The sequence below is a fragment of the Paracoccus marcusii genome (genome assembly GCF_006151785.1).
In the GTDB taxonomy this organism is placed as follows: Bacteria; Pseudomonadota; Alphaproteobacteria; order Rhodobacterales; family Rhodobacteraceae; genus Paracoccus; species Paracoccus marcusii.
Genome location: NZ_VDDD01000196.1, coordinates 1 through 4,021, shown reverse-complemented (window position 1 = coordinate 4,021; position 4,021 = coordinate 1). Strand labels below are relative to the sequence as shown.

The following is a 4,021-nucleotide window of genomic DNA, read 5'->3' as shown; positions in this document are numbered from 1 at the left end:
CGCGCAGCCGCGCGGCCCGGTCCCGGATCGCGGGACCGGGCACGGCGGGCATGCGCGCCGCGGGCGTGCCCTTGCGCGCCGAATAGGGGAAGACATGCAGGAAGGTCAGACCGCAATCCTGAACGAGCTTCAGCGAATTGTCGAACATCGCCTCGGTCTCGGTCGGAAAGCCGGCGATGATGTCGGCGCCGAAGACCATGTCGGGACGCAGCCGCCGCGCCTCCTCGCAGAAGGCGATGGCATCGTCGCGCAGGTGGCGGCGCTTCATCCGCTTCAGGATCATGTCGTCGCCGGCCTGCAGCGACAGGTGCAGATGCGGCATCAGGCGCGGTTCGGTCGCGATGGCCAGCATCAGGTTCTCGTCCGCCTCGATCGAATCGATCGAGCTGATCCGCAGGCGCGGCAGGTCCGGCACCAGCCGCAGGATGCGCATGACCAGATCGCCAAGCCGCGGCGTGCCCGGCAGGTCCGCGCCCCAGCTGGTCAGGTCCACCCCGGTCAGCACAACTTCGTTAAAGCTGCGCCCGACCAGACGCTTGATCTGCTCGACCACCACACCTGCGGGCACCGACCGCGAATTGCCGCGCCCGAAGGGGATGATGCAGAAGGTGCAGCGGTGATCGCAGCCGTTCTGGACCTGCACATAGGCCCGGTGCCGCCCGAACCCGTCGATTAGGTGGCCCGCGGTTTCCCGCACCGACATGATGTCGTCCACGACCACCTTCTCGGTCGCGCCGATCAGGTCGGGGGCGCGCAGGGACGCCCACGTGGCGGGCTGCATCTTCTCATGGTTGCCGATGACCTTGGTGACCTCGGGCATGGCGGCAAAGGTCTCGGGCTCGGTCTGGGCGGCGCAGCCGGTGACGATGACCGGCACGCCGGGATTCTCGCGCGACAGGCGGCGGATCTCCTGGCGGGCCTTGCGGACGGCCTCGGCGGTCACGGCGCAGGTGTTGACGACGACCGCGCCCGACAGGCCCGCGGCCTCGGCCATCTCGCGCATGGCCTCGGTCTCATAGGCGTTCAGGCGGCAGCCCAGGGTGGAAAAGACCGGCGCGCTCATGCCAGCCACGCAGGCGTCAGGTGCCCCTCGAAGACGATGGCGGTCTGCCCCTCCATCCAGACGCCGTCCTCGCGCCAGTCGATCAAAAGCTGCCCGCCGGGCACATGCACCCTCACGCGCCGCTCGGTCAGCCCGCGCCGCGCCGCCGCCACAACCGCCGCGCAGGAGCACGAGCCCGAGGCCAGCGTCGGCCCCGTCCCGCGTTCCCAGATGCGCAGCCGGATCGCGTCGCGCGACAGGACCTGCACGACCTCCACATTGGTGCGTTCGGGATAAAGCGGGTGATGCTCATGGTCAGGGCCGAAACGGCCCAGATCGACCGCGTCGGCGTCCTCGACGAAGAAGGTCACATGCGGATTGCCCATGCCGGTCGCCACCGGATCACCCGCGATCGGCAGGTGGTCGATATCCGCGTCCCGCGCCAAGGGGATCGCGCGCCAGTCCAGGACCGGCGGCCCCATGTTCACCCGCGTCAGCCCGCCGCCCGCGTCCTCGGCCAGCAGCATGCCGTGATCGGTCCGCAGGCGCAGCGACGCCGCCCCGGTCTGATCCATCAGCCAGCGCGCGATGCAGCGCGTCGCATTGCCGCAGGCGGACGACAGCGACCCGTCCGCGTTCCAGAACACCAGACGCGCATCCGCGTCACCGCAATCCTCGACCCCGGCCAGCTGGTCGAAGCCCACGCCGCGATGGCGGTCCGCGATGCGCGCGACAAGGCCCGCGTCCGGCCGGGCCAACCCGCCGCGCAGATCCAGTACCACAAAGTCGTTGCCCAGCCCGTGCATCTTGAGGAAGGGCAGCCCGGTCGAATGAGAATGCGTCATGGCCGCGATATAGGCCGCACGGACGGATTCCGCCAGATGGGTTGATTTTTCTGCTTGACGCCACCGGCCACCCCCCCTAGGAACCGCCTCGTGATGGGCCCATAGCTCAGTTGGTAGAGCAACTGACTTTTAATCAGTGGGTCACAGGTTCGAATCCTGTTGGGCTCACCACTGTATCCTCCGATCTGCAGATCACCGGCCGCCCGCGGCGATCGCCGTGGCGGATGCCGGGGATTTCACCCGCGCGCGACATCCGGGGCACTGGTCCTCGCGGCGCGCAGCGACTACATCTTGGGCATGCGCAAGATCACCCTTCCCGAACGCCCCGACCTGGCTGCCAAGGCCGCCGATGTCGGCTTCACCTTCGCCCATATGCATGGCGAGCCCTATTGGGACGAAACCACCGCCTATCAGTTCACGCTGGCCCAGATCGAAGACGACTTGGAAGGCCCCGCGACCGAACTGCACGCGATGGTGCGTCAGGCGGTCGACCGCATCGTGGCCGACCCCGCGCTGATGACGCGTCTGGGCATCCCGCAGGCGCATCACGCGCTGATCGCCGACAGCTGGGCGCGGTCCGAGCCCGCGATCTATGGGCGGATGGATCTGGTCTATGACGGCACCGGTCCGGCCAAGCTGCTGGAATACAACGCCGACACGCCGACCTCGCTGTATGAATCGGCGGCATTCCAGTGGCAGTGGCTGGAGGATCAGTTGGCGGCGGGACACCTGCCCACGGGGGCCGACCAGTTCAACGGCATCCACGAGGCGCTGGTCGAGCGGTTCCGCGAGCTGTTCGCGCCGAACACCGACATCCACTTCACCGCCGTCGCGAACAATGCCGAGGATTACGCCACGGTCGAATCGATGGCCTGGGCCGCGCGCGAGGCCGGGATGGGGGCGCATTACACCGACCTGGACAAGCTGGCCGTCAGCAAGAAGGGCCAGTTCCTGGACGCCGAGGATCGGGTGATCGGCACGCTCTTCAAGCTGTATCCGTGGGAGGACCTGCTGGCCGACGACTATGCCCGCCATATCGCGGGGTCGGGCTGCATGTTCCTTGAGCCCGCGTGGAAGGCCGTCGTGTCGAACAAGGGCCTGCTGCCCGTCCTGTGGGAGATGTTTGAGGGTCACCCGAACCTGCTGCCCGCCTTCTTCGCCGACGACGTGGCACCCGCCCTGGTCGAGAACGGCCAGCCCGACCCGTCCGTGGCCCAGGCCTTCGGGCGCGTGGCCGACCAGTTCCGCGCCGCCCATGTGGTCAAGCCGATCTTCTCGCGCGAAGGCGCGGGCGTCGTCATCGTCGAGAACGGCGCCGTTACCGAGGCGTCGGACAATCATGATTACGACGGGCATGCGCGGATCGTGCAGGCCTATCACCCCTTGCCCGAATTCGAGGGTTTCCGCCCGGTCATCGGTGCCTGGATCGTGGGCGATGCCTGCGCCGGCATCGGCATCCGAGAGGATCGCGCCCGCATCACCCAGGACCTGTCGCGCTTCAAGCCGCATTTCATCGCGGGCTGACCCGCCAAGGAGGATTTCCATGAGGACACGTTCACGGACCGTCGCCCTGACCATTCTGGGGGCGGCCGCCTTCACCGTCGCGGGCTGCCGGGACGAACAGGTCGAGGCGCAGGCCTTTCCGGACCTTGCCAGCTGCCAGGCGGCGGCGGTGAACGGCGGCCTGGTGACTGCCGATCAGTGCAGCCAGGCCTTTGCCGAGGCCGAGGCCCTGCATGTCGAGGCCGCGCCCCGCTATGACAGCCTGGCCGTCTGCGAGGAGCAGCACGGTGCCGGCAATTGCGGGTCCGAGGATCAACAGGTGTCGCAGGGCGGGTCGGGTAGCATCTTCATGCCGCTGCTGGCGGGCTATCTGATCGGCAGCATGCTGGGCCGCGCGGGCGGCGGGATGGCGGCCTCGCAGCCGATGTACCGCAATGCGCAGGGCGGCTTCACCAACGCCGCCGGCACCACCAATTTCGGCAGCAATGCCGGGCGTGCGTCGATGTCGTCGCAGAACTTCACACGGCCCGCGACGACCGCGGGACAGGCGCCGATGACGCGGGCCACGGCCGCGTCGCGCGGCGGGTTCGGCGGGTCCAGCGCGGGGCGCAGCATCGGCGGCTGAGGCCGG

4 protein-coding genes and 1 tRNA gene are annotated in these 4,021 nt (G+C 68.5%); 3 read left to right on the top strand and 2 right to left on the bottom strand.

Translation table 11 applies throughout. The features are described 5' to 3' along the window. Both mtaB and dapF read right to left on the bottom strand, forming a co-directional pair. On the bottom strand, positions 1-1,063 hold a 1,063-nt coding region (mtaB, locus tag FHD68_RS17900; RefSeq protein WP_139086445.1), incomplete at its 3' end, for a tRNA (N(6)-L-threonylcarbamoyladenosine(37)-C(2))-methylthiotransferase MtaB. After that, on the bottom strand, positions 1,060-1,887 hold the full coding sequence (gene dapF / locus FHD68_RS17895; RefSeq protein ID WP_127897671.1) for a diaminopimelate epimerase: 828 nt from the start codon (positions 1,885-1,887) through the stop codon (positions 1,060-1,062). The genes dapF and mtaB, both read right to left, overlap by 4 nt. Before the next feature lie 95 nt (positions 1,888-1,982). Between dapF and FHD68_RS17890 the strand changes: the two genes are divergently transcribed. The 3 genes from FHD68_RS17890 to FHD68_RS17880 all read left to right on the top strand — a co-directional run bounded on the left by FHD68_RS17890 (position 1,983) and on the right by FHD68_RS17880 (position 4,015). Further along, positions 1,983-2,058, top strand: a tRNA-Lys gene (locus FHD68_RS17890). Between the two features lie 126 nt (positions 2,059-2,184). Next, positions 2,185-3,411, top strand: a complete 1,227-nt coding sequence (locus FHD68_RS17885; protein ID WP_127897670.1) for a glutathionylspermidine synthase family protein — start codon at positions 2,185-2,187, stop codon at positions 3,409-3,411. A 19-nt stretch (positions 3,412-3,430) separates the two neighbouring features. Further along, entirely contained in the window at positions 3,431-4,015 is a 585-nt protein-coding gene (locus FHD68_RS17880; protein WP_045981552.1) for a DUF1190 domain-containing protein, read from the top strand. The last annotated feature ends 6 nt before the right edge of the window (positions 4,016-4,021 follow it).